General features: G+C 46.7%; 24 protein-coding genes and 2 riboswitches. Of the genes, 21 read left to right on the top strand and 3 right to left on the bottom strand.

Annotated elements, in window-relative coordinates; all coding sequences use genetic code 11:
• Window positions 1-440: 440 nt before the first annotated feature.
• From BI182_RS07835 to BI182_RS07775, 12 genes are all read left to right on the top strand, one after another.
• Window positions 441-1,382 (top strand): LysR family transcriptional regulator, encoded by a 942-nt coding sequence (locus tag BI182_RS07835; protein ID WP_286806686.1) that lies wholly within the window; start codon window positions 441-443, stop codon window positions 1,380-1,382.
• A gap of 114 nt (window positions 1,383-1,496) precedes the next feature.
• Window positions 1,497-2,435, top strand: coding sequence for a nickel ABC transporter permease (nikB, locus tag BI182_RS07830; RefSeq protein WP_286806684.1), 939 nt, complete (start codon window positions 1,497-1,499; stop codon window positions 2,433-2,435).
• Window positions 2,435-4,867, top strand: coding sequence for a nickel transporter permease (gene nikC, locus BI182_RS17260; protein WP_353744759.1), 2,433 nt, complete (start codon window positions 2,435-2,437; stop codon window positions 4,865-4,867). The genes nikB and nikC overlap by 1 nt, the downstream gene beginning before the upstream one ends.
• Before the next feature lie 26 nt (window positions 4,868-4,893).
• Window positions 4,894-5,676, top strand: a complete 783-nt coding sequence (locus tag BI182_RS07815; protein ID WP_286806683.1) for an ABC transporter ATP-binding protein — start codon at window positions 4,894-4,896, stop codon at window positions 5,674-5,676.
• A 6-nt stretch (window positions 5,677-5,682) separates the two neighbouring features.
• Window positions 5,683-6,435: an ABC transporter ATP-binding protein gene (locus BI182_RS07810; protein WP_070370635.1), complete on the top strand. Its 753-nt coding sequence runs from the start codon at window positions 5,683-5,685 to the stop codon at window positions 6,433-6,435.
• A 90-nt stretch (window positions 6,436-6,525) separates the two neighbouring features.
• Window positions 6,526-6,861: a metal-sensing transcriptional repressor gene (locus BI182_RS07805; protein ID WP_286806681.1), complete on the top strand. Its 336-nt coding sequence runs from the start codon at window positions 6,526-6,528 to the stop codon at window positions 6,859-6,861.
• Window positions 6,862-7,050: 189 nt separating this feature from the next.
• A riboswitch (cobalamin riboswitch) is annotated at window positions 7,051-7,242 on the top strand.
• Window positions 7,243-7,454: 212 nt separating this feature from the next.
• On the top strand, window positions 7,455-9,050 hold the full coding sequence (gene nikA / locus BI182_RS07800) for a nickel ABC transporter substrate-binding protein (protein WP_286806679.1): 1,596 nt from the start codon (window positions 7,455-7,457) through the stop codon (window positions 9,048-9,050).
• Window positions 9,051-9,090: 40 nt separating this feature from the next.
• Window positions 9,091-10,017, top strand: a complete 927-nt coding sequence (gene opp1B, locus BI182_RS07795; RefSeq protein WP_148637019.1) for a nickel/cobalt ABC transporter permease — start codon at window positions 9,091-9,093, stop codon at window positions 10,015-10,017.
• Between the two features lies 1 nt (window position 10,018).
• Complete coding sequence (opp1C, locus tag BI182_RS07790; RefSeq protein ID WP_286806676.1) at window positions 10,019-10,912, top strand: nickel/cobalt ABC transporter permease; 894 nt, start codon at window positions 10,019-10,021, stop codon at window positions 10,910-10,912.
• The gene (locus tag BI182_RS07785) at window positions 10,909-11,742 is read left to right on the top strand and encodes an ABC transporter ATP-binding protein (protein ID WP_070370630.1); all 834 of its coding nucleotides are present in this window, start codon (window positions 10,909-10,911) and stop codon (window positions 11,740-11,742) included. The genes opp1C and BI182_RS07785 overlap by 4 nt, the downstream gene beginning before the upstream one ends.
• Entirely contained in the window at window positions 11,735-12,499 is a 765-nt protein-coding gene (locus BI182_RS07780) for an ABC transporter ATP-binding protein (RefSeq protein ID WP_148637022.1), read from the top strand. Before BI182_RS07785 ends, BI182_RS07780 begins: the two co-directional genes overlap by 8 nt.
• Window positions 12,500-12,763: 264 nt before the next feature.
• The gene (locus tag BI182_RS07775) at window positions 12,764-13,510 is read left to right on the top strand and encodes a TMEM165/GDT1 family protein (protein ID WP_148637023.1); all 747 of its coding nucleotides are present in this window, start codon (window positions 12,764-12,766) and stop codon (window positions 13,508-13,510) included.
• Between the two features lie 94 nt (window positions 13,511-13,604).
• On the opposite strand, the gene BI182_RS07770 is transcribed toward BI182_RS07775, so the two are convergent.
• On the bottom strand, window positions 13,605-14,408 hold the full coding sequence (locus BI182_RS07770; RefSeq protein WP_070370627.1) for an HAD-IIA family hydrolase: 804 nt from the start codon (window positions 14,406-14,408) through the stop codon (window positions 13,605-13,607).
• 230 nt (window positions 14,409-14,638) lie between these two features.
• Here BI182_RS07770 and BI182_RS07765 point away from each other — a divergent pair, with 230 nt between their 5' ends.
• The 5 genes from BI182_RS07765 (at window position 14,639) to BI182_RS07745 (ending at window position 17,930) form a co-directional block, all read left to right on the top strand.
• On the top strand, window positions 14,639-14,923 hold the full coding sequence (locus BI182_RS07765) for a hypothetical protein (protein WP_070370626.1): 285 nt from the start codon (window positions 14,639-14,641) through the stop codon (window positions 14,921-14,923).
• A gap of 153 nt (window positions 14,924-15,076) precedes the next feature.
• Entirely contained in the window at window positions 15,077-15,271 is a 195-nt protein-coding gene (gene thiS, locus BI182_RS07760) for a sulfur carrier protein ThiS (protein WP_286806671.1), read from the top strand.
• Between the two features lie 77 nt (window positions 15,272-15,348).
• Window positions 15,349-16,113: a thiazole synthase gene (locus BI182_RS07755; RefSeq protein ID WP_070370624.1), complete on the top strand. Its 765-nt coding sequence runs from the start codon at window positions 15,349-15,351 to the stop codon at window positions 16,111-16,113.
• Between the two features lies 1 nt (window position 16,114).
• The gene (gene thiH, locus BI182_RS07750; protein ID WP_286806668.1) at window positions 16,115-17,269 is read left to right on the top strand and encodes a 2-iminoacetate synthase ThiH; all 1,155 of its coding nucleotides are present in this window, start codon (window positions 16,115-16,117) and stop codon (window positions 17,267-17,269) included.
• A gap of 76 nt (window positions 17,270-17,345) precedes the next feature.
• Complete coding sequence (locus BI182_RS07745) at window positions 17,346-17,930, top strand: thiamine phosphate synthase (protein ID WP_250934285.1); 585 nt, start codon at window positions 17,346-17,348, stop codon at window positions 17,928-17,930.
• Between the two features lie 230 nt (window positions 17,931-18,160).
• Here the strand turns inward: BI182_RS07745 and BI182_RS07740 are convergent, their stop codons facing one another.
• A complete protein-coding gene (locus BI182_RS07740; RefSeq protein ID WP_148637028.1) occupies window positions 18,161-20,998 on the bottom strand; it encodes a bifunctional diguanylate cyclase/phosphodiesterase in 2,838 nt (945 codons plus the stop codon).
• A 165-nt stretch (window positions 20,999-21,163) separates the two neighbouring features.
• Window positions 21,164-21,279: riboswitch (FMN riboswitch) on the top strand.
• 146 nt (window positions 21,280-21,425) lie between these two features.
• On the opposite strand from BI182_RS07740, the gene ribD reads away from it, so the two are divergent.
• The 4 genes from ribD to ribH are packed head-to-tail and all read left to right on the top strand — an operon-like array spanning window position 21,426 to window position 24,894.
• Window positions 21,426-22,514 carry a bifunctional diaminohydroxyphosphoribosylaminopyrimidine deaminase/5-amino-6-(5-phosphoribosylamino)uracil reductase RibD gene (gene ribD / locus BI182_RS07735; RefSeq protein WP_476756507.1) on the top strand — a complete coding sequence of 363 codons (1,089 nt, stop codon included), beginning with the start codon at window positions 21,426-21,428 and terminating at the stop codon, window positions 22,512-22,514.
• Between the two features lie 3 nt (window positions 22,515-22,517).
• Entirely contained in the window at window positions 22,518-23,180 is a 663-nt protein-coding gene (locus BI182_RS07730) for a riboflavin synthase (RefSeq protein WP_228881851.1), read from the top strand.
• 31 nt (window positions 23,181-23,211) lie between these two features.
• Window positions 23,212-24,414 carry a bifunctional 3,4-dihydroxy-2-butanone-4-phosphate synthase/GTP cyclohydrolase II gene (locus BI182_RS07725; RefSeq protein WP_286806665.1) on the top strand — a complete coding sequence of 401 codons (1,203 nt, stop codon included), beginning with the start codon at window positions 23,212-23,214 and terminating at the stop codon, window positions 24,412-24,414.
• A gap of 12 nt (window positions 24,415-24,426) precedes the next feature.
• Window positions 24,427-24,894 carry a 6,7-dimethyl-8-ribityllumazine synthase gene (gene ribH, locus BI182_RS07720; protein ID WP_070370619.1) on the top strand — a complete coding sequence of 156 codons (468 nt, stop codon included), beginning with the start codon at window positions 24,427-24,429 and terminating at the stop codon, window positions 24,892-24,894.
• Window positions 24,895-24,938: 44 nt separating this feature from the next.
• Here ribH and BI182_RS07715 read toward each other — a convergent pair whose 3' ends face one another.
• Window positions 24,939-25,568, bottom strand: coding sequence for a DUF975 family protein (locus tag BI182_RS07715; RefSeq protein ID WP_070370618.1), 630 nt, complete (start codon window positions 25,566-25,568; stop codon window positions 24,939-24,941).
• Between the last annotated feature and the right edge of the window lie 107 nt (window positions 25,569-25,675).

Genomic DNA, 25,675 nt, shown 5'->3' with positions numbered 1-25,675 from the left:
CCATTATTACAATCGACGACGAATTTACAGTACAAATAATGGCTATCCACCGCTGGTTTATCGGGGGCTTTTTATCGACAATCATCAACTCGCTGCATAGCATTCAAAGTTTTGATGATTGTTACCGACGATGAGGGCTGGCTATTCTATAGGGGCTTGGAAAATTCCTTGCGTGTTTTGACTGAACTATTATTGACAATTCCAAAGACTATTTTGGCAAGGTTTTGCAAACTTGCATCGCAAAGTATGATGGGATCGTTCTTTATCAGGTCAGTTCGCTGGTAATTCTCAAAAACAGCCCAATGATTGCCTATGGAAAAATAAAAAATGATGGGGATAATAGCAACGAGAAATAAAAAAAGTTAAAGGTAGCGACAATTGATTTTAGCAGAAGGATGGTTTTTTAAATGAAGGATAATCACTTCAAAAAGGTGTGTGATATGATTGAACTTAAGCAACTGAAATATTTTGTGGTCTGTGCCGATGTGGGATCATTCAGTAAAGCTGCCGAAATCCTTTATACGACCCAACCCAATGTCAGCAAGGCGATCAAGGCGCTGGAAGAACATCTCGGATTTAGTCTCTTTCATCGCAAAAGTCGGGGGATTCTATTGTCATCCCGGGGTAAATACGTCTATGAGTATGCCTGCAAAGCCATTGATAACATCGAAATGCTGGCTTCGTTTTCGCAGACGGACCGGATTGAGCAATTGCAGATCGCCAGTAATCCCAGTGCCTGGATGGCTAAGGTATTTGCCGATTTTTATAATCAGTTTCACGTCAAACAATTGCATTTTGAGCTTTATACGGCTTCGGTAGCAGAAATCATCAAGCGGGTGGCCGGTTATCAGGATGAACTGGGTTTTGTCTATGTGATGGACAGTCAGAATACCGCCTTTCAGTATATCTTGACCAGAAACCACCTGGAATTTGTGGAGCTTAAAAAAACCCAGGTGGTTTTGTATCTGGGTCAGAAACACCCGCTCTATCAGGCCCGTGAGATCAGTGAAGCAGAACTGAAGAAGCTCAAGCTGGTGCAGTGCTATGAAGACGAATTTGATCTCAACAATTACTGGAAAATAACCAATCCGCAAGGAAAAGACATGCCCGCCCTGGAGAGTGTGGTGGTAACCAACAGCGACTGTGTGATGATGCAGCTGCTGCAAACCACTGATCTGGCTAATATCGGCAGCGGTTATATCACTGCTGACGTGGACGAGAAGGAGCTCAACGGTATTCCCCTATTCGAAAAGGAGAATGTCGTGATGTTTGGATATATCCGCAGACGGCAAGAAGAACACAGTGAATGGGGCAAGCGGTTTCTGGAATTTATGATGGCAAATCTGGAATCGGGGGATCCCGTTAAAGGCCAAATGGAATAAGAAGGTATGCTAAATTGGAATGGCGAAATAACCCCCCATGGAGGTTGTAATGCCATTTTTTAAGTGATAAAATCTTACCGGCAAATGCGCTAATGCGAGAAAGGCTTTGCATCAATGAAAAAATATGTTGGAAAACGTCTATTACAATTAATCCCAATCATTCTGGGTATCACCCTGTTATCCTTCACCCTGATGCAGTCAGCCGCCGGGGATGCCGTTGATGCCCTTTACGATAACGCCAGTGGCGGCGTATCAGAAGAAGTCAAGGCCGAGAAAAGGCACGAACTGGGGCTCGATCAGCCCTTTATTATCCAGTATACCAACTGGCTGGGCGGGGTATTAACCGGCGATATGGGCGTTTCCTATATTTCCAATAAACCGGTTTTTGAAACCTTTGTGTCAAAGTTGCCAGCGACGATATATCTGACACTAACTTCAATTTTACTTACCGTCCTGATTTCGATTCCCTTTGGGGTTTTAGCGGCCGTCCGTCATAATCGTTTCACCGATTATCTGATCCGCTTTTTCAGTTTTATCGGCAATGCCTTACCGGGGTTTTTTGTCTCGCTGCTGCTGATCTATTTTCTGGCCTTACAGCTCAAGCTGTTTCCGGTTATGGGCAATGGCAGTTTAAAGAGCATCGTTTTGCCGACGCTGACTCTGGCGATAGCCATGTCGGCCAAATACACCCGCCAGGTTCGCACCACGGTACTGGAAGAACTCAATAAGGACTATGTCATCGGAGCCCGGGCCAGGGGGATCAGGGAGCCAGTGGTGCTTTTTGCCAGTGTACTGAAAACTGCGATGCTGACCATTGTCACCCTGCTGGCGCTGTCAATTGGTTCCTTACTGGGTGGTACGGCAATTGTTGAATCCATCTTTATGTGGGATGGCGTCGGGAAGCTGGCGGTGGATTCGATTATGATGCGGGATTACCCGATGATCCAGGCCTATGTCATCTGGATGGCGATTATTTATGTGGGCGTTAATCTGGTGACCGATATCATTTATCATTATCTGGATCCCCGGATTCGATTGGAACAGGAGGCCTGATGGAAGTAACAGAGCGTACAGCGATTCGGGTCAGAACCCGGAAAATAAAAAAAAATCACACGATGACGAAATTCTATCTTTTTCTGACCTTGGTGATAATTTTATTGCTGGTGGCAGCCCTGGCACCCCAGATTGTTTCCTATGATCCCTATGCTCAGGATCTGATGCAGGCCTTGCAGCCCCCCAGTCCGGAGCATCCGCTGGGGACGGATCGCTATGGCCGGGATATGTTGTCCCGGGTGATAATGGGGGGACAAACCACTATTTACTCGGCACTGCTGCTGGTAGCGATCATCACCGGATTTGGAACCCTGGTGGGATTGTTCTGTGGGTATCAGGGGGGTAAAATCGACTCGTTTATCATGCGGGTTTCGGATGTCTTTCTGGCGTTTCCGGGAATGGTCTTTGCGATAGCCGTGGCTGGCATTTTAGGTGGTGGGCTGATCAATGCGGTGGTGGCGCTGGCCTGTATTTCCTGGCCTAAATTTGCCCGGTTGGCCCGAGGGCAGGTGCTGGCGATTAAAAACATGCCCTATATCGCCGCCGCCAGGCTGAGTGGTTCCGGTTCGATCAAAATTATTTTTAAGCATATTTTACCGAATATTATTGGCCCGATTCTGGTAACGGCCACCCTTGACATTGGCACCATGATGATGGAACTGGCGGGATTGTCCTTTCTGGGTTTAGGGGCAATGCCCCCAATTGCCGAGTGGGGTTCAATGATGAGTGAAGGGCGCAGTATGCTGCAGACATCGCCATGGGTAATTTTAGCACCCGGTTGTGCTATTTTTATATCAGTAACGTTATTTAACTTACTTGGGGATACGGTCAGAGATGTTCTGGATCCCAAAACTAAAAGAAAAAAAGGAGTAGAAATGAAAGTAAAAAGTAAGATTCTGGCAGTGCTGCTGACCACCACACTGGTTGGCGGGATGTTGACTGGCTGTGCCGGTTCGACCAGCACCAAAAGTGCGGAAGAAAAGGTATTTAATTATGGAACCGTAGCCTATAGTGTCGGTAATTCAAATGTGGGAATGAATCCACATGAATCCTACATCGGTTGGTCAACCCTGCGTTATGGGGTCGGTGAAACGCTCTTTAAGTTTAATGAGAAGATGGAGTTGGAGCCCTGGCTGGCCAAAGATTATGAACAGATTGATGACTATACCGTTAAAATCAATTTACGGGATGACGTTACCTTCTCCAATGGCAAGAAAATGACCGGAGAAGCGGTTAAAGCCTGCTTTGATAACTTGATTGCCGTTCATGATCGGGCCCCCAAAGATTTACAGATTAAGTCAATCACCGCCGACGGACAAAGCATCACGATCGTATCAGATAATAAGGTACCGGCATTGGTAAATTACCTCTGTGACCCCTATGGCTGCATCATCGATATGGAGGCTGGGGTAACGGCGGATAAAAACGTCGTTGGAACAGGACCTTATGTGGCCAAAAATATCACTGAGACCGAAATCAATCTGGAAGCCAACAATGACTATTGGGGTGGAAAGCCAAAGGTTGGAAAGGTAAATATCAAGAGTATTGTCGATGGCGATACCTTAACCATGGCTCTGCAAAGTGGCGAAATTGATGCGGCCCAAGGTCTGCCCTATGCCAGTCTGGAACTGTTTCAAAATAATGATGACTTTACCATCAGTTCCACCAACACTTCCCGGGTTTACCAGGCTGCTCTAAACTATGATTCAGCGGTGATTAAAGACGATGCCGTTCGTAAAGCCATGGCCATGAGCATGGATAAGGACGGTTTTACCACGGTGCTGTTAAAGGGCAATGGAACGCCAGCAGTCGGTCCCTTCCCGGCTAACTTTACATTTGGCGGCGATGTGGTTAAGGACACCGGTTATGACATCGACGGCGCCAAAAAAGTGCTGGAAGCAGCAGGCTGGATTGATTCTGATGGTGATGGGATACGGGAAAAAAATGGCCAGAAATTATCGATCAAGTGGCTGACCTACACCTCCCGTCAGGAGTTGCCGCTACTGGCCGAATCGGTTCAGGCCACCTATAAACAAGCCGGGATTGATGTACAGGTCAACGCCACCGATTCCTACAAGGATTTTTTGAAAGCCGGCGATTATGATGTTTTTGCCAACGCCTTTGTAACTGCGCCCACCGGAGATCCCCAGTATTATTTCACCACCCATGTGGTTGATAATTCTGACTACAACCGGGGACATTACCATAGCGACAAGGTGGAAGCCCTGGTTGCGCAGCTGCGAAGCGAATTTGACACCGAAAAACGGGCAACGCTGGCGGTTTCAATTGCCCAGCAAGTTCTTGATGACAATGCTTATATCTACGCCTCTCATTTAAAAATGTCTTTTGTGATGAAAAAGGGGGTAACCGGCTTTACCGCTCACCCATCAGACTATTATGAAATCACAGCCGATCTGGACATTAACGAATAAGTCGTCCCGATCAGAAGAGAGGGTTTATGCAACAACCATTACTGGAATTTAAAAATGTTGAAATATCCTATGATGGGGAGCCGATGGTTCGGGGGATCAACTTAACCATGCAACCGGGTGAAATCCTCGGGATTGTCGGCGAGTCCGGCAGTGGCAAAAGCACCCTGATCAAGGCGGCCATGGGTCTTCTGGGCCCGGATGGATTGGTCAATCGGGGCGAGATCGTATATAAGGGGAAGCCGGTTCTTGATCTTGATGATGAAGCATTGCGGATGCTGCGGGGACCAGAAATGGGGATGATTTTTCAGAACTGTGGCGGTGCCCTGTGTCCAATCCGGACCATTGGCGAGCAGCTTTATGAAACCATGGCCCAGCATGGCATCAGTGACCGCCGGCTGGTTCGGGAAAAAGCCACAGCTCTGTTTAAGAAGATTCATTTATATGACACTGAGCGGATTTTAAAGAGCTATCCCTTTGAATTATCCGGCGGGATGAATCAACGGGTCGGGATTGTCATGGCAATGCTGCTGGAACCGGAGCTGCTCTTTGCCGATGAGCCGACCTCGGCGCTGGACGTCACCGTCCAGGCCCAGGTGGTCCGGGAACTGATGGCGATGCGGGAAGCATTTGGAACCGGAATTGTGGTGGTGACCCATAATATTGGGGTGGTGTCATTTATGGCCGATACCGTGGCGGTGATGTGCAAGGGTAAGCTGGTTGAATATGGCAAAGCCCGGGAGGTCATTGATCATCCTCAGCAGGATTACACCCGCCAGCTGATTGCGGCCATGCCCCGGATAAAAAGGTGAAATGTGATGACGATTTTAGCAGTCAACAATTTAAAAAAAACCTATACCAAAGGAAAAACCACCATTTGTGCGGTTGATGAGATTAGCTTCCATGTCGAAAAAGGCGAATGTCTGGCCCTGGTGGGCGAAAGCGGCAGCGGTAAAAGCACGGTTGCCAAGCTGATCACCGGACTGGAATCGTTGGATGGCGGTGAGATTGTTCTGGATGGCAAAACACTTAAAAACCCTAAGGGAAAAGAACTGAAACGGCTTTACCATCTGGTTCAGATGGTCTTTCAGATGCCGGTGGATTCCTTTAATCCCCGGATTCGGCTGGGGGAAAGTGTCATGGAAGGGCTGATCAATCAGGGTATGGGGCGTCGGGAGGCTAAAAATAAAGCCATTGACTATCTGGAAATCTGCGGCCTTGGCCCGGAATTTGTTAGCCGTTATCCCAGTGAGGTCAGCGGTGGCGAGTGTCAGCGGGCCTCAATTGCCCGGGCACTTGCCCGGCAACCCCAACTGCTCATCTGTGATGAAGCGACCAGCGCCCTGGATGTAACCGTCCAGTCTCAGATTATGGCACTCCTAACACAATTGCGAAAAGATCAGGGGATGTCGCAACTGATGATCTGTCATGATCTGGCCCTGGTGCAGCAATGCTGCGACCGGGTGCTGGTAATGCATCAGGGGCGGGTGGTGGAAGCCGGTACCCCGGATGAGGTGATTGCCAATCCCCGGGAAGCCTATACAAAAAAACTGATCGATTCGATTCTGTAAAATATGAAAGGGCATCTCCCCTTGGGTGGTGTCCTTTTTCTATATCTGTTATAATGGGTTAAACAGATATAGAAAATGAGGTGAACGGAGATGCATAAACATCAGGGCGAATGGGAGGATGCTGGACATGATGCGGGCCACAGCGGAGATCATCACCATCATCATGAACATACCCAAACCAAATCCGTGTTGAATCGCCTTTCCCGGGCTGCGGGTCATCTTGAATCGGTGAAAAAAATGGTCGAATCGGGAAGAGACTGTACCGAGGTGCTGATCCAGTTGTCGGCGGTGAAGTCAGCCATTAATAACGTCGGTAAAATAATTTTACAGGATCATATTGAGCATTGTATCGTTGATGCGGTGGAAAATAACGACGAAAAGGCTTTGGAAGAACTCAGAAAAGCAATTGACCGCTTTATGAAATAATGGCTGTGGCTAAAAACCGGGTAAAACGCGACTGGCATGGAACGATATTCCAAAACAGAATATCATTTCCACAAAAGAGACTTGCATAGGTGGTTTAAGCATGTTAAAATGGCAAACAGAAACAATGAAAGACACCTGATTGTGGCATTGTTTCTGTTTTTTAGTGTTTTTTAAAACACCGACAACGAATTAAATATTAATAAAACAGGTGCCGGCAGTAACGAAGGGTTACAGGCCGGTGAAAAGGGAAGAGGGGTGAAAGTCCCCCGCGGTCCCGCCGCTGTAAAAGAAGAGTTCCTCCAGGAATGCCACCAGAAATGGGAAGGCAGGAGGTAATGTTGACGCTTGAGCCAGAAGACCTGCCTGCTTTAATTACTCAGACTCTACGTGCGATAGAGGAGGTGTTTTTTTTGCAGGCTTTTTGCGACCTCACTATCTTTTTGGAGATGGTGAGGTTTTTTTATGGAAAAAAGCATCAATATTGCCACAGTGAAGTCTTACATTGTGATAGAGCGGGGTTTCTTTACCAGAATGTGCAATGGTAAAAGCCGAGCAAATCAAATAAATAAGTATTTTTTGAGGAGAAAAAGAAAATGAAATTAAAAAAGGGTTTAGCGGTGGTAATGACTGCCGTGTTGTGTGCCGGAATGTTTGCCGGTTGCTCAGGAGCGTCCGCTAAAAGTGATGTGTCGACTAAAGAAGCGTTAAATTATGCCTGCACCAAGGATATTCGGGATATCAACCCGCATTTGTACTCGGGTGAAATGTCAGCCCAGAACATGGTGTTTGAAGGCCTGACCAAGAATGAAGGCGGAGAAGTGAAGCCAGCTCTGGCTGAAAGCTGGGAAATTTCAGCAGATGGACTGGAATACACCTTTCATTTAAGAAAAGGGGTCACCTTTACCGATGGTGCGCCGTTTAATGCTGCCGCAGTCAAGCTGAACATGGATGCCATTCTTGGTAATGCGGAACGCCATTCCTGGCTGGACATGGTTAATGAGATTAAAGAAAATGTGGTGGTCGATGACCACACCTTCAAACTGGTCTTAAAGCATCCCTACTATCCAACCCTGGTGGAGTTGGGACTGACCCGACCCTTCCGCTTTATTTCGCCCAACTGTTTTGTCAATGGCACCACCAAAGAAGGGGTTAGCGGCTATATCGGGACCGGCCCCTGGGTCTTATCGGAGCATGTCGACAATCAGTATGCCACCTTTACGCAGAATGAAACTTACTGGGGTGACAAAACTAAAATTAAAACCATTAACTGGAAGGTCATGCCAGATTCCCAGACGATTCTGTTAGCGTTGCAAAACGGCGAGGTCGATTTACTTTTCGGAGCCGATGGTGATCAGGTTGATCTGGATTCCTATAAGAAGTTGGAAGATGAAGGAGCCTACAAAACCTATATAAGTGAGCCGGTCGCTTCACGAGCGATTCTTATCAATAGTAATTCACCGATTACCAAAGATATTAAAGTTCGAGAAGCCATTGAATATGCCGTAAACAAGGAAAACATCATTCAGGGAATTTTAAATAACTCGGAGGATCAGGCCGATACGCTACTGTCTAAAGATGTTCCCTACTGTGATATCGATTTTAAAACCATCACCTATAATCAGGATAAAGCCAAACAACTACTCGATGAAGCCGGTTGGAAACCAGGAAGTGATGGGATTCGGGAAAAGGATGGTCAGAAATGTGAGATTACCCTTTCCTATAATTCCAAGAACGCCCAGGAAGGTACCATTGCCACCTCCATTCAGGCCGATCTGGCAGCCGTAGGCATCAAGATGAATATTCTCGGGGAAGAAAAACAGGCCTTCCTGGATCGTCAGAAAACCGGCGATTTTGATCTGCAGTATTCGCTGTCATGGGGAACCCCTTATGATCCCCAATCCTATGTTTCATCATGGCGAATTCCCGCTCATGGAGATTATCAGGCTCAGGTTGGTCTGGAAAAAAAGCAGTGGCTGGATGAAACCATCACGAAGATTATGATCGAATCAGACGATAGCAAGCGGGCCGACATGTATAAAGAGGTACTGACTTATATTAATGATCAGTATGTCTATGTCCCGATTTCCTATTCAAAAACCAAGGCAGTGGGAATCAAGGGACTTGAAGGGGTAAGCTTTAACGATTCGCAATATGAAATCCCCTTCGAAAAAATGTACTTTTCCAATTGACCACCAATTTTGATTATCCAAAAAAAAAGGGAGTAAGACCATGAAGCAATACTTCGTCAAAAGGCTCCTGTGGATGATTCCGATTTTGATCGGAATCTCCTTTTTTGCCTTTATACTGATTAATTTAAGCCCCAGTGATCCCGCTGAGGTGGCAATCCGGGTCAATGAGATCACCCCAACGGCTGAAAATGTCGCCCAGATGCGGGAGCAACTCGGTCTCGATGATCCCTTCTTAACCCGCTACGCTACCTGGCTGGGCAATGCCCTACAGGGTGATTTTGGTCACAGTTATGTCAATAATAAACCGGTAGCACAGGAAATTGCCAAGGCTCTGCCGCCAACGCTCTATCTGGCTGGGGTATCCTTATTGATCATTGTGGTTGTTTCAGTGGGGGTTGGGGTTTTATGTGCGGTAAAGGAAGATAGCCTTAGAGATAAGGCCTTACGGGGGATTGTCTTTGTGGGAACCGCTATCCCCGGTTTTTGGGCCGGGATACTCCTGATGTGGCTATTTGCCGTTAAGCTCAAGTGGTTGCCAACCAGCGGGATGACGGCTCCCGGTGCTGTCATTTTACCGGCAGTAACCCTGGCGCTGGGGTATATTTCCACCTATGTCCGGCTGATCCGCAACACTATGATTCAGAACAAGCGGGAAAATTATGTGCTGTATGGCCGGGTTCGGGGTCTATCAGAGAAGACCATCACCCGGCATGTTTTTAAAAACTCACTGCAAACTTCGCTAACCGCTTTGGGGATGTCAATTCCGAAGTTGATTGCTGGAACCGTGGTAATTGAAAATATTTTTGCCTGGCCGGGTATCGGTAGGCTTTGTGTGACCGCTATTTTTAATCGGGACTTTCCGATGATTCAAGCCTATGTCCTGATTATGGCGGTGTTGTTTGTTTTTTGTAATTTGCTGGTCGATATGGGATCGGTCTGGATTGATCCCCGCAGAAGGGAGGCCTGAGATGGTCGGTTTTTTTAAACGTTTCCGTAAAGATAGCCTGGCAATGTCTGTCAGCTTTTTTCTGGGGACGGTGATTCTGCTAGCTGTTCTGGCACCCCTGGTTGCGCCCTATGATCCGACTGCCCAGAACATTATCAATAAATTTCAGGGGCCGTCGCTGGCTCATTGGTTTGGAACCGATCAACTGGGTCGGGACGTCTTTTCCCGGATTTTATATGGTGGCCGGGTCACCATTCTGGTCTCGCTCCTGACCATGGCGGTAACGATTTTAATCGGCACGGTGCTGGGGGTGCTTGCCGGTTATTTCCGGGGCCGGCTTGATGATGTGATAATGCGGATTTGTGATATCATGCTGTCTTTTCCCAGTGAGGTGCTGATTCTGGCCATTGTGGGAATCCTCGGAACCGGAATCGCCAATATTGTTCTGGCCACGGTGATTGCCAAATGGGCCTGGTATGTGCGGATGATCCGGGCAATCATCATTCAGTTTATGGATAGTAACTATATCCGATTTGCCAAGGTATCCGGCTGTTCAACCGGACACATCATCAGAAAACATCTGTTGGTTGGAGCGCTGGGGGAGATTGCGGTGCTGGCGACACTGGATACCGCAGGAACAATTCTCAATATATCAGCCCTGTCCTTTCTGGGACTGGGGGTGCAGCCGCCCACCGCCGAGTGGGGGATGATGCTCAACGAAGCCAAAAATGTGATGACCACCAATCCTGGCCAGATGCTGGCGCCGGGCGTGGCGATTTTTATGGTGGTGGCAGCCTTTAATTTTTTGGGTGACAGTATTCAGGAAGCGATGAATCCCAAGATCGACAAGGTCTTTAAAACCAGGCGATCATTGTTTGGGGCGATGTTTGGGCGCAAAAAGGCGGTGATCGAATGAGTGTAATTCTTGAGGTGAATAATTTGCGGGTAACTGATTCGCGGGATCAGGATGAAATCATTCATGATATCAGTTTTTCAGTGGCCAAAAACTCTTGTCTGGGAATTGTCGGGGAAAGTGGCAGTGGTAAATCGATGATCACCCGGGCCCTGTTGGGAATCACCAACCCCTGGTTAAAACACCAGGGAAAGGCCGTTTTTAAAACGTCCGGTGAAGCCATTGATTTGCTCAGACAAAACGAAGATACCCTGCGGGAAATCCGCGGAAAACAGATTGCCATGATTCTCCAGGATGCCATGTCGGCCTTTGATCCGATCACCAGAATCGGCGATCAGATGGCCGAAACCTTTGTCGAGAATAAGGGGCTAACAAAAAAGCAGAGTATGAACCTGGCGAAAGAGGCCCTGGCGGTGATGAATATTCGGGAACCGGATCAGGTAATAAAAAAGTATTCCCACCAATTATCCGGCGGGATGCTGCAGCGTTGCATGATTGCCACCGCCCTGGCAATGGAGCCGGAGTTGATTATTGCCGATGAGCCGACCACCGCCCTGGATTCGATTAATCAGGGACAGGTTGTGGAGGAGTTTTTAATCATCCGCCAGAAAATTGGCACCGCCCTGATTTTTATTTCCCATGATCTGGGGGTGGTTAAGCATCTTTCCGATCAACTACTGGTGATGAAAGATGGGGTAGCGGTGGAATATGGCGACGCTGTTGACATTTTTAAAAATCCCCGGCATGCTTACACCCGATATCTGATTGATACCCGACTGGAATTGACACACGCTTTTCAGAGGGCGATGAAAAAAGGAGACCACCATGGCTAATCTGCTGGAAATAAAGGATTTGGAAAAAAGCTATCTGCAGGTAGGAACAAATTTTAAGGGAGCCCGGAATAAAATCCTCAATGGTGTTAATTTAAGCATCACTGCTGGCTCCTGTGTTGGCCTGATTGGTGAAAGCGGCAGTGGCAAAAGCACCCTGGCCCGGCTGGTGATGGGGCTGGAAAAGCCGGAGAAAGGCAGTATTTTATTTGAAGGGCTGCCAGTCAGACAGTGGCTTAAAAATAATAAGGGAAAAATGTCGGTGGTATTCCAGGATTATACCGCTTCGGTCAATCCCCGCTACACCGTAACAGAAGCAATAGCTGAACCGCTTTGTGCCAGTGGTGCAGAAAAAGATTTGGATTGGCACATTGAGCAACTGCTGGTGAGGGTAGGGCTGGAGCCAGAGGTCAAAAACCGTTACCCCCATGAACTCAGCGGTGGGCAGCTGCAACGGGTCTGTATTGCCCGAGCCATTGCCACGAAACCCCGCTTTATTGTGCTGGATGAAGCCATCAGTTCACTGGATGTATCGGTTCAGGCCCAGATTTTAAAGCTGCTTCATCAACTGCGGGTAGAGATGAACATCACCTATCTCTTTGTGGCCCACGATCTGCAGGCGGTGGCCCATCTTTGTGATAAGATTGCTTTTTTGTATCAGGGGCAAATTGTCGAAGAAGTAGAAAGTGGGGAATTGGCCCGGGTCAACAATCACTATGCCAGAGCTTTGCTGGCATCGGTTATTCCGTTTGAGGTTTAGATAAAACCGGAACGCCTGCGTAAAAATAGCATTAAAAAGGCGTTCCGGTTTATATATTGACAAAAGCAGGGATATTGTTGTAAAATAACACTGTTAAAAGGGAGTAGTTGTTATACAAAGTCAACATACTGGTGACGATGGTCGCCTGGCTTTGTAGCCGATTCCGGTAACGAGACTTTTAGCATAGTCCATTTTGTGGTGGGTTATGCTAGGAGTCTTTTTATTTTGGGATGCTTTCAAATTACAAAACAGGAAGGAATACAAATGTACACAGGATTTATTGCTTTTTTAGTAGCGGTAGGAGCCGTGGTGCTGGCTGAAATGGGAGATAAAACCCAGTTGTTGGCGATGGCCTTTGCTACCAAGTATCAGGCCGGGAAGGTGATGCTCGGAGTCTTTATTGCCACCGTCTTTAACCACGCCCTGGCGGTAGCCGTGGGAAACTATATCACCCGCTTTGATGGTGCCCAGATCTGGATTCAGGGGATTGCGTCATTGTCCTTTATCTTTTTTGGACTCTGGACGATTCGGGGGGATAAACTGGATGGCGAAGAGAACCGGACCACCCGCTTTGGTCCGGTGATTACCGTGGCGGTGGCTTTCTTTATCGCCGAAATGGGCGATAAAACTCAGCTGGCAACCATTGCCCTGGCCACCAAATTTCCCGAAAATGCTCTTGGCGTGTTGATCGGAACCACCACCGGAATGCTGATTGCCGATGCCATCGGGATTATCATCGGGGTGGTACTCTGTAAAAAAATACCCGAGCGGACGGTCAAACTGGTATCCGCCGGAGCTTTTATGTTGTTTGGTTTTATTGGTACCTATCAGGTGGCCACCCAGCAGTTGCAGTTGGCGATGACAACCGTGCTGCTGTTGATGTTGGCCTTGCTTATTCTAACAGCCGGGGCATCCTATTATCTGATTAAAAAGGAAAAGGAAGCAGGGCATTCGGATACGTATCCGTCATGTCCAGTGGATCAGACAAAAAAACGATCAGACGACAAATAAAAAGCAGGTAAGACTGTAGCGGTCTTACCTGCTTTTTATTATTGTTGAATGACATAAGCGCAAATACCCGGGGCTAAAGCCAACACAATTATTTTTATTGAAGTCCCAGACCGGCGACAATCTCATCAATACCGGTGAGAATATAGTTGGGACGGTAGGGGAATTGCTTAACCGTGTCCCGGGTTGACACGCCACTAAGGACCAGGAAGGTCGTCAAACCCGATTCAATACCAGCAATAATATCGGTATCCATCCGGTCACCGATAATCAGGGCATCATCACTGTGAACGCCCAGCCGTTTGATACCGGTACGCATCATCAGTGGATTGGGTTTACCGACGTAGTAGGCTTCTTTACCGGTGGCCAGTTCAATCGGTGCCACCAAGGCCCGACAGGCTGGTACAATGCCTTCTTCGGTGGGGCCAGTTAAGTCCGGATTGGTGGCGATCAGTTTGGCACCTTTCTGAATCAATTTGACTGCCCGCATCACGGATTCGTAATTATAAGAGCGGGTTTCGCCGAAAACGACATAGTCCGGATCGACATCATTCATGGTAATTTCGACGTCGTAAAGGGCATTAACCAGACCCGGTTCACCAATGACATAGGCCGAACAGCCGGGGGACTGATCTTTTAAGAATTTGGCAGTGGCCAGAGCACTGGTATAAAAATGGCTTTCATCAATTTCCAGACCCAGTCGAGCCAGTTTTTCTTTTAGTTCAATGGGTGAACGTTCGCTGGAATTTGTTAAAAAGAGGAAGTTCTTATCTTCAGCATAAAGCCAGTTGACAAACTCCTTGACTCCCGGCAACAGTCTGTTACCATGGTAGATGACACCATCCATATCGCAAATAAAGCCTTTTTTATCTTTAATTAATGCTAATAACTCTTCATTCATTTTATTACCTCCGATTAATTTTCACTTATTTACAATATTATACCCCAACAAAACCGGGTTCGTCTTAAAAATTTGGCAATTTTATGTAAAAAACTGAAAATATATGTAAAAAGATCATTAAAAATAAGCATGGCAAAATTTTTTCGTCTTCGCATAGGTATTTGCACGATCAGCTGTGATAAACTGCAATAAAAGAAAAATACGATGCCAGGAAGGCGAGGGGATAAAAAATGGAGACAATCTTAAATAATTATGATGATATGCGGGTGATGCGAATGATTAAAAAACAGTTGATCTCTTGTGAGTCAAACCTGGAACTGCTCCGTAAAGAGTATGAGGAAAAAGACGATCAGCTGTTAGCCCTGGGAATTAAGAAAGAAGTGACCAATCGTCCGGTTGACGAAGCAGAAGTAGCGGAATTAACAGTTCGGCTGGAAGCTTTAAAAAAAGAAATTCAGGAAATTGAAGAAGATAAGAGTAAAATGGCGGCCTACAACGCCTATACCCGTCGTTAGACAAAAACGGTTAAAAACAGATCTTGACTTTAGTGGGCTGATGTAATAAAATCAAAACAGAATAAATAAAGCACAAAATGGGGTACACCACCGAAAGGGTGTAATCGCATTTTGTGCTTTTTTTGCGTCTGCAACAGCAAAGGAGGAAGCGAGATGCGTGTCAATGGAAAAGAAATGACCCTGGTTAACAATCAGAGTCTGTTACAGTTTTTGGAAACCAATGGTTTTGATGTGGCTACTCTGGCTGTCGCCAGAAATGGTGAAATCGTTCCGAAATCGAGCTATGATGCGGTGCTGCTTTGTGAAACGGATACCCTGGAAGTGGTACGTTTCGTTGGCGGTGGGTGATGGTAAGTAGCCGACTAAAGATCACCATGAACGAACAGGGCTTAAAAAACAAGAAATAAAAAACAAAAGGAGAAAAGATGACAGATCAATTAGTAATTGGCGGACACACGTTTAATTCCCGGTTTATCCTGGGATCAGGAAAGTTTTCACTGGAAATTGTCAAGGCGGTGGTTGAAAACGGCGGGGCAGAAATCGTCACGCTGGCCCTACGGCGGGCGAATCACGGTGGGGAAGAAAATATTCTGGATTATATCCCCAAAAACATTACCCTGCTGCCCAATACCTCCGGTGCCAGAACGGCTGAGGAAGCGGTCAAAATCGCCCGGCTGGCCCGGGAAATCAATTGTGGGAATTTTATCAAGGTGGAAGTGATCAGGGATTCCAAATATCTGTTTCCCGATAATTATGAAACCATCAAGGCCACCGAGATTCTGGCCAAGGACGGCTTTGTGGTGATGCCCTATATGTATCCGGACTTAAATGTGGCCCGGGATTTAGTCAGTGCCGGGGCAGCGGCAGTGATGCCTCTGGCATCCCCGATTGGCAGCAACAAGGGCCTTTGTACCCGGGACTTTATTGAGATTCTAGTTAGTGAAATCCCAGTTCCGATTATTGTCGATGCGGGGATCGGGCGGCCGTCCCAGGCCTGTGAGGCGATGGAAATGGGCGTGGCAGCGGTGATGTGCAATACCGCAGTGGCCACAGCTAAAAACATTCCGCTGATGGCCAAAGCTTTTGGTCAGGCGATTGCGTCGGGCCGTAATGCCTATCTGGCCGGTCTCGGCCGGGTCTTAACCCATGGCGAAGCGTCCAGCCCCTTAACCGGATTTTTGGAGGATTAGAATGATAAAAAAACGCACCGATCCCATGGTCTATCAACCTGAGATGGAGAAAATAGACTCCGATATTCGGGATAAAGTCTTAAAAAATGTGGATAAGTATGATGATCAGAAAATTACCGACAGTGATGTGGAAGAAGCCCTAAAAAAAGAACGATTATCCATAAGCGATTATGGAGCCTTATTATCACCGGCAGCGACGCCATATTTAGAAGAAATGGCAAAAAAAGCGATAATCGAAACAAACAAACACTTTGGTAACAGCATCGGTCTGTTTACCCCGCTTTACATTGCCAATTATTGTGAAAATAATTGTGTATACTGTGGATTTAATTGTAAAAATAAAATCCGCCGGGGTAAGCTTAGTCTGGCGGAAATGGAGACGGAACTGAAAGCCATCGCCAAAACCGGATTAAAAGAGATCTTGATCTTAACCGGCGAATCCCGGCATCATTCGGGAGTGGAATATATCGGCGAAGGGGTTAAGCTGGCAGCAGAATATTTTGCCACTGTGGGGATAGAAATCTATCCGCTGAATACCAATGAATATGCGTATCTGCATAACTGCGGAGCCGATTTTGTTTCGGTTTATCAGGAAACCTATGATTTGAGCAGATATGAACAGGTTCATTTAAGTGGGCCCAAGCGGGTTTTTCCCTATCGCTTTGAGGCTCAGGAGCGGGCCTTGCTGGGGGGGATGCGGGGCGTTTCTTTTGGGGCTCTGTTGGGGTTGGGTAACTTCCGGAAGGATGCCTTTGCCACCGGACTCCACGCCTATTTTATTTTGCAGAAATACCCCCATGCCGAAATCAGCTTTTCCACGCCCCGGCTTCGCCCCTTTATTAACAAAGCCGATAACAACCCTAACGACGTCCATGAGAAACAGCTGCTGCAGGTGATGCTGGCCTACCGGTTGCTGATGCCTTTTGCCGGGATCACCATTTCCACCCGGGAACGGCCGGGCTTTCGGGACCATGTCATCGGGATGGTGGCAACAAAAATTTCGGCCGGTGTCAGTGTTGGGGTTGGTGGACATGAGCAGGAAGAAAAAGGCGATGAACAATTTGAGATATCTGATCCCCGCAGCGTTCCCGAGGTCCATCAGATGATTTTAAACCGGGGCCTTCAGCCGGTTTATTGCGACTATATCCGGGTATAATACCTTCACTAAAATGGGTGGTGTTTTTTAGTCGGGATATGATAGACTATAGACAAGAAAAATAAAGGAGCCAAGTATGCTGATTTGTATAACGAACCAGAAACTGTGCCAGGATGATTTTCTCGGTCGCATTGAAGAAATCGCCAAGGGGCAGCCCCATGCCATCATGCTGCGGGAAAAAGAACTCAGCGAGGCAGACTATAGGGAACTGGCCATCAAAGTAAAGGAAATCTGTGATCGGCACCTGATTAAACTGATTATCAATCATAATCTTGAGATTGCCGAGGAACTGAAGGTGGAAGCGGTACAGGTGTCAATTCATGACATTCGGAGAACCTGCGAAGCGATCCGGAACTTTAAGCAGGTCGGGGTCTCGATTCACTCAGTGGAACAGGCCCGGGAAGCCGAAGCCTGGGGGGCCAATTATTTAATCGCCGGTCATATTTTTCCCACTGATTGCAAAAAAGGTCTGCCAGCCCGGGGACTGATTTTTCTTAAAGAGATCTGCAGTTCCGTCTCAATCCCGGTTTTTGCCATAGGCGGGATCAGTCAGGCCAACTATAAAATTGCGATGATGGCTGGCGCTAAAGGCGTTTGCATCATGAGCGAAGCGATGACTACCGATCATCCTGAAACCCTGGCGCAACGATTTATCGTTTAATGAGTGGTTCTTTTATAGCACCACAACAATTGAAGCGGATCGGAGATAAATAAATAAAGGGATAAGGCTATGTGCCATATCCCTGAGGTTGTCGTAAACTATCGTACCGACCAATTGTTAATCTGTTGTACGCTGCGGAATCGGACAGGCGATGCCGTGTCCGCTCCGATGCGTACAACATGATGTAACAATTGTCGGTACTAGGTTATCTTTTTTGACGAGGGATAAGGCTATGCCATGTCCCTTTTTGTTTTTTCCATAAAAGTCAGTAGTCGATCCTCATCAAGCGGTTTGGCATAGTAAAAGCCCTGGGCAATATGACAATTATTTTTCAGTAAAAAGTCAATCTGTTCGGGGGTTTCCACTCCTTCGGCAATGACCTGGAGATTAAAATTTGAGGCCAGTTCAATGATAACTTTGGCAATGGTGCCATTGTCATAATGGGGAATCCCTTTAATAAAGGAACGGTCGATTTTGATCTTATCCACGGCAAATTTCTTGAGATAACTCAAAGAAGAGTAGCCGGTGCCAAAATCATCGATGGAAACCTGGATCCCCATCCGGTGAAATTCGCTCAGGATGGCTTCGCATTCGTCCTCATTATCCATCAGAATTCCCTCGGTGATTTCCAGTTCCAGCAGCTCTGGTGGTAACTGGGTGCGGGTTAAAATGGATTGAATCAGTTCCCCGATATAGGGGGCCTTAAACTGAAGCATCGAAAGATTAACCGCAATCGGTATTTGATAACCCAGCGATTGAAGCTTTTTCCCAAACTCACAGGCATTTTCCAGCACCCATTCGCCCAGAGGGATAATCAGATTCGATTCTTCGGCTATGGGAATAAAACTTGCGGGAGGAACCATCCCATTGCTGCTGTTCCAACGAATTAAAGCCTCCAGGCCGAGAATCTGATTGGTGGCCATATCCACCTGGGGCTGGTAGTAAAGAACAAATTCCTGATTGCTTAGGGCATTGCGCAGCTTGTTTTGCATTTCGTATTTTTGAATCGAGAGGCTGTTGATGTCCTTATCATAGAACTCAAAGCGCCGTCCCTTGTTGGCTTTGACATTATTGAGGGCAGAAGCGGCAGTCTTTAAAAGCTTGCCATAGTGGTTGGCATCGTTGGGGTAGAGACTGATTCCGATACTGACATCAACAATCAGTTCTTCATCATGGATGGAAATCTGTTTTTCCAGTTCCTTGCTTAAATCCATGATGTATTCATATAAATCTTCGTTGGAAGAAACATACGCTTTCAGTATACCAAACTCGTCATTACCCAAACGGGCCAGCACATCCTGATCGCTGACCAGGGTCTTTAGGCGATTGGCCAGGGCAATCAATACCTTGTTGCCAAAATCAAAACCTTTGGCCTCATTGATAATTCGGAAATCATCAATGTTGATTAGGATCAGGGCATGGTTCCCGGCAATGTTGCTGTCCCCGTTGATCAGTTCCATTCCTGATTCATCCAGAAAGACCTTATTGTTAAGCTTGGTAAGATGGTCGAAATACTTCAGATAATAAATATCCTTTTCAATTTGCTTATGGGCCGTGAGATTGGTGATGTTGCCGATATAATAATCAGCTCCGTCGTTTTTCACCTTACTGATCCGCAAAAACAGAAACAGCGTTTCGGTGGAATTTTGAGCATATTCAATTTCGCCGGACCAGACCGGATTCATCTCGAGGCTGTCAATCAGGGGTTGATTGATCAGGATGCCCTTTTCAGAAAGGTTCAGCGCCGGGATTTCAGTTTCCGGAATCCCAATCATTCGGGAAAAGGCGGTATTTTGATAGATACAGAAGAATTCTGCGTTTAAAATAAAAATACCTTCATCGGTACCGGATAAAAGCTCCAGAATCATTTCCAGCTGGGATTGAACAGCCTGGCGTTTGTCAATTTCCTGGTTCAACGCCTGATTGTTGGTTTGAACTTCTTCGATGTATTGGATGATCCGATGGCTCATCATTTTGAGCCCCCGGGATAAAATACCAAGCTCATCTTCCCGGTCATAAAGGGTGCTCGGCAGATTAATTTCCTGATCACCCTGGCTGAAGGTTTCAACGGCACCGGAAATGGTTATAATCGGTTCGGAAATAAGCCGGGTCATCCGCCGGATAAACAGCGCAATCATAAACAGCAGTACCAGGGAAATAAAGAACAGACTAAAAATAAACTGATTCAGCGGGGCCAAAACTTCCGACCGGGGGATGACCGTGACCACAATCCAGTTGGATGACTGGGTGGGCACATAGGCGATGTATTTGGCGTTATTTCCCATTTGGTATTCAATGACACCACTATCACCGGAGGTGATTTGGCTCATATAAAGGTCAAGATAGGCGAAGGGATTAACCCCTCCCGCAGCAAAAACTTCAGGATCATCAGGATGATAAAAAATACTGCCGTCTTTATTAATTAATAGGGTATAGCCGTTTTTGCCGACTTTGTAGGTGCTCATCAATTTGGAAATATCAGTCACCTGCAGGTCAATGCCCATGGCGCCGATCACATTGTTGTTTTTCAGGATCGGGGTCGTAATGGAGACCACCATTTTTTCGGTAACAATGTCAATATAGGGACTGGTGACGGTCACACCCCGGGATTGTAAGGTTTCCATGTACCAGAGTCGTTTATTCAGATCATAGTCTGGTTTGGGATCAAATTCGGGGGTCGAGGAAATCAGATCGTTGGATTTGGTAACCCCGATGTAAGCCAGAGAAATATTGGGATCAGAAGCCTTGATGGCCTGGAGTTCCTGGGTTATCACATTAAACAATGGATGTTGGCGCTTTTCCTCCCGGGTGTTGAGCGCTTCAGTGATAGCCTGATAATCCTGATTGGTTTTCATCTGTTCGACAATAATAATATTCTTCTCGATAAACTTGTCAATTTCAGTGGCAATTTGCTGGGCGTCCTTGGAAATTTGTTCTTTACTGTTGGTTTCAAAAAAACCACTTAACATTTGGATGGAAATGATCCCATAAACGGCAAAGGCAACAAAAATAAATCCAATAACAATTGTTCCCACCCGTCGAATCAGGCTTTTTTTAAACCAGTGCACAATGGGGCCATCCTTTCTCTGAAGGGTCAGTCAATAGTAGATATATGTTAGTTTTATCTTGCTTTTTCATGTTCCTATTATAAACGAAAAAGCGCTGAAAGAAAAATAAATTTTATTCTATTGACAGGAATATTGCGATTATGTTAAAGTTTAATCAATTAAATATGAAGTCTTCAGGGCAGGGATAGTTTCCCTACCGGTGGTATAGCCCACGAGCCGCAAGGTATGATTCGGTGAAATTCCGAGGCCGACAGTTAAAGTCTGGATGAAAGAAGATAATCAAGTTTGCATGTCAAATATCTTTGTTTATTTAGCTCTGAAATGGTAATCATTTCAGAGTTTTTTTATACGAGGATCAGGAAAGCTGTGAACAAAAGTGCCCTGGATGTTTATTCAGGGCACTTTTGTTTTTGAGGGAGGAATACTGGTGGAAAAACAGGATCATTACATGGAAATAGCCATCGATTTGGCTAAAAGAGGTCGAGGTTGGGTAAATCCCAATCCTCTTGTGGGAGCAGTCATTGTTAAAGATGATGTGATTATTGGCAGCGGTTATCACGAAAAGTATGGAGGACTGCATGCTGAGCGTAATGCGCTGGCGGCCTGCAATGAGTCACCGGTCGGGGCGACCCTATATGTGACGCTCGAGCCCTGCTGTCATTATGGCAACACACCACCATGTACCGAGGCCATTATCGAAAGCGGGATTAACCAGGTAATAATCGGTGCGACTGATCCCAATCCGTTAGTTGGTGGCAAGGGAATTGAGATTCTCAGACAGCAGGGGATCTCAGTGATAACCGGAGCGCAGGAAGAGGCGTGTCAGGAGCTAAACACTATTTTTTTTCACTATATCAAAACGAAAACCCCTTATGTGTTAATGAAATACGCCATGACTCTGGATGGCAAAATTGCCACCCGTACCGGGAAATCGAAATGGATTACCGGAGAGGCGGCCAGGAACGCCGTTCATCAGACCCGCAATGAAGTGATGGGAATCATGGTGGGGGTTAACACCATTTTACAGGATGATCCCCAACTGACCTGTCGGATTGAAGGCGGCAGAAACCCCATCCGGATTATCTGTGATACCTATTTGCGCACTCCGCTGACAGCACAGGTGGTGACATCGGCCCGGAAAATACCGACCTATCTGGCCACCTGCTCTGAGGATCAGCAAAAAATAAAACGGTTTGAAATCATGGGCTGCAGAATTTTAAAAAGTGCAAAAGACGGGGAGCATCTTGATCTCCGGGAACTGATGGTGCAATTGGGGCAGGAAGGAATCGACAGTATTCTACTGGAAGGGGGCGGTACCCTGAATTTCAGCGCTTTAAAAAGCGGTATTGTGAGTAAGCTCCAGGTTTATCTGGCCCCCAAAATATTTGGTGGTGCGGCCGCCAAAACTCCGGTGGAAGGCCTGGGGCTGGCAGATCCAGCCGAGGCCTTCCAGTTCACGGATCGAAAAATAAAAATATTCGGGGATGATATCTGCCTCGAATACACAAAGAGGTAAGACATGTTTACAGGAATTATTGAAGAAGTTGGCAAAATCACTGCGGTCATTAAGGGACAACGATCTTCCCAACTGTGGGTTCAGGGTGCGGTCACGATGGATGATTTAAAACTGGGCGACAGCGTGGCGGTGAATGGAGTGTGCCTGACGGTATCCCAGTTAAGCGGAAATAAGTGGATGGCCGATGTCATGAGTGAAACGCTGAACCGCAGCAATCTGGGCGATCTAAAAGGCGGATCAGCCGTCAACCTGGAACGGGCAATGCCCGCCAATGGCCGTTTTGGCGGGCATATCGTGGCTGGTCATATTGACGGAACCGGTCACATTGTGCAAATCACCAAAGATGATAATGCCGTGATCTTTGAGATTGGTGCACCGCCAAAAATACTCCGCTACATCATCGAAAAAGGGTCCATTGCCATTGATGGCATCAGCTTAACGGTCATCGAAATGACTTCCGTCAGCTTTAAGGTGTCCATCATTCCCCATACGGTGAAGCAGACGATCCTGGGCATTAAGAAACCTGGCGATCCGGTCAATCTGGAAAACGACCTGGTCGGCAAATATATCGAAAAGCTGTTGATGAATCCAGCCCCCAAAACAGACCGCCACCAGGAAAAATCCGCTGGTGTGACCATTGATTTTCTGACTAAGGCCGGGTTTTAATAAAAAAATAATCAAAATAAGTGAGGGTACTATGTTTAAATTTAATACCATTGAAGAAGCACTGGAAGATTTACGAGCCGGTAAAATTATCATCGTGACCGATGATGATGATCGGGAAAACGAGGGCGATTTTGTCTGTGCGGCTGAATTTGCCACCACCGAAAACGTCAACTTTATGGCTGTCTATGGCAAAGGGCTGATCTGTATGCCGATGAGCGAAAAATTGGTCAAAAAATTAGCCATTCCCCAAATGGTTGCGGATAATACCGATAATCATTGCACCGCCTTTACCGTGTCCATCGATCATGTCGATACCACCACCGGTATTTCGGCGGCAGAGCGCTCAGTTACTGCCATCAAGTGCGTCGACGAGAACGCCAGACCAGAAGATTTTAGGCGGCCTGGCCACATGTTTCCGCTGGTAGCTAAAGAAAATGGGGTATTGGAACGAAACGGCCATACCGAGGCCACCGTCGATCTGGTCAAACTGGCGGGGTTGAAAGAATGCGGTCTGTGCTGCGAAATTATGCAAGAAGACGGCACGATGATGCGGACTCCGGAACTGATCGAATTGGCTCAGACCCATCAACTGAAATTTATTACCATCAAAGATCTGCAAAACTACCGCAAACAAAATGAAAAACTGATCGATTGTGTCACAATCACCAAAATGCCCACCAAATACGGGGAGTTTATGGCTTATGGTTATGTCAACATGCTTAACGGCGAACATCATGTGGCGCTGGTTAAGGGGGATTTAAGTGGTGACAGCCCGGTGTTGTGTCGGGTTCATTCTGAATGTTTAACCGGCGATGCCTTTGGTTCGCTCCGCTGCGATTGCGGCGATCAGTTTGGGGCAGCGATGACCGCCATTGAAAAAGAAGGTCGGGGGGTGCTGCTCTACATGCGTCAGGAGGGCCGGGGCATTGGTCTGATCAATAAATTAAAAGCCTATGCCCTTCAGGATATGGGGATGGACACGGTGCAGGCTAATATTGAGCTGGGGTTTCCGGAAGACTTGCGGGAATACTATATCGGGGCCCAGATTTTAAGAGACCTGGGAATCAAACAGCTGCGGCTGCTAACCAACAATCCGCTTAAAATGGAAGGGTTGTCGGAATTCGGGCTGGAAATGGTGGAGCGGGTACCGATCCAAATGGAAGCATCCAGCCACGATCTGTTTTATTTGAAAACCAAACAGGAAAAAATGGGTCATATTTTAAATTATAACTAAAAGGAGAATGTTATGAACGTATATGAAGGACAATTAGTATCAAAGGGAATTAAAGTGGGGATTGTGGTAGCCCGGTTCAATGAGTTTATTGGCTCAAAGCTGCTTGGCGGTGCGATTGATGGCTTGAAGCGTCACGATGTCAAGGAAGAAGACATTGATGTGGCCTGGGTGCCGGGTGCCTTTGAAATTCCCTTGATTGCGGCTAAAATGGCCAAGCTGAAAAAATATGATGCCATCATCTGTCTCGGGGCTGTGATACGCGGTTCCACCACCCATTATGATTATGTCTGCAGCGAGGTGTCAAAGGGAGTGGCTCATGTCTCTCTGCAGTCAGAAATACCGGTGATCTTTGGTGTGTTGACCACTGAAAACATTGAACAGGCCATCGAACGGGCTGGCACCAAGGCCGGCAATAAAGGCTATGACTGTGCCCTGACAGCCATTGAAATGGTCAATCTGATCAACGAAATAACAAACTAAAAAAACAGGGAGCCGATTTTTGGGCTCCCTGTTTTAGATTAAACCTAAGCTAATTCGTCAAGGGTGACCACGCCATTTTGCAGGGCCAGTTCCTTGAGATCCTGATATTGTCCGGCGATGGCTACATAGAAGTAGGGATTTACATAAAAAATGCCAAGAATTCCAAAGGTCAATCCGTTTAGTAAAAACCAGCCCAGGAAGCTTAGTGACATCATAAAAATTTCGCCTTTGTGGCCCTGGGTTATCCGCATGGAAATTTTAACGGCTTCGGTGGCTGGGACATTAGGGTATTCGGCTAAAATATAAGGGGTGAATGAATAGGCAATTGCCTTGATAATACCGGGTACCACAAAAAGCAGGGACCAGAGAAAAATAAATAATTCCATCCACAGCATTCCCCCCAGTTTTCGACCAAAATCCGAAAAGCCGGTTTTAAACATGTCTTCAATGGTGGGAGCGGGGAGTTCGCCACGGTAAATCCACAGTGAGAAAAATTGCAGACCAACCATCATAGGCGCCCAGACAATCAGACCACCCAGGCCGCCAACGAAGGATGTGACTCCGGAAGCAGCACCAATCACCACAAATGCCAGCACAGTTGCGCCGACGCAGACCCAATAATTTTCGGAAAAGCTCTGCTTGGCCAGGGCTTTTATTTCCTGTCTCGTTTTCATAATAATCTCCTTTTCGTTTATGATTTTAAAGAGAAAGCTTAAGAAAAACATCACTTTCTTAAGCTTCTTTGTATATAATAGCACGACTGATGAAAAGAAGGAAGAAT

Source organism: Acetobacterium sp. MES1, from assembly GCF_002237635.1.
Lineage (GTDB): Bacteria > Bacillota > Clostridia > Eubacteriales > Eubacteriaceae > Acetobacterium > Acetobacterium wieringae.
Note: the sequence above shows the minus strand (reverse complement) of the source record. Positions and strands in the feature narration are given on the sequence as shown.